Raw genomic sequence first — 770 nt, forward strand, 5'->3', positions numbered from 1 at the left:
CGAGGACGCGCCGACGGTGAACGGCCGCTCCATCGGGGAGAACTGCAAGGGGGCGGAGATCATCCTGCCCGACGTGATCCGGCCGTTCGAGACGCCCCTGATGCGCGATGCGGGCTTCGTGGTGCTGTCGGGCAATCTGTTCGACTCGGCGGTGATGAAGACCAGCGTCATCTCCCCCCAGTTCCGCGACCGCTATCTGTCCGACCCGGACGATCCGGAGGCCTTCGAGGGCTCAGCGGTCGTGTTCGACGGGCCCGAGGACTATCACCACCGCATCGACGATCCGGCCGAGGGCATCACCGAGCGCTCGGTGCTGGTGATGCGCGGCTCCGGGCCCATCGGCCATCCCGGCGCGGCCGAGGTGGTCAACATGCGCCCCCCCGCCCACCTGATCAAACAGGGGATCACCGCCCTGCCCTGCATCGGCGACGGGCGCCAGTCGGGCACCTCGGGCAGCCCCTCCATCCTGCACGCCTCGCCGGAAGCCGCGGCGGGCGGGACCATCGCCGTGCTCAAGACCGGCGACCGCATCCGCGTGGACCTGAACACCTCCACCGTCACCCTGATGGTCCCGGACGCCGAGATCGCGGCGCGCAAGGCGGCGCTGGAAGCGGCCGGCGGCTACGCCTATCCGGCGTCACAGACCCCCTGGCAGGAGATCCAGCGCGGCCTCACCGGACAGCTGGAGACCGGCGCAACCCTCGAGAACAGCGTCAAATACCACCGCATCGTCGACACCATCGCACCAGCGCCACGGGATAACCACTAGG

General features: G+C 69.6%; 1 protein-coding gene. It reads left to right on the forward strand.

What is annotated here, in order from left to right:
• On the forward strand, positions 1 to 769 hold a 769-nt coding region (locus C0461_RS14350), incomplete at its 5' end, for a dihydroxy-acid dehydratase (protein ID WP_292107981.1).
• Position 770: the final 1 nt, after the last annotated feature.

This window comes from Brevundimonas sp., assembly GCF_013823285.1.
GTDB lineage: Bacteria > Pseudomonadota > Alphaproteobacteria > Caulobacterales > Caulobacteraceae > Brevundimonas.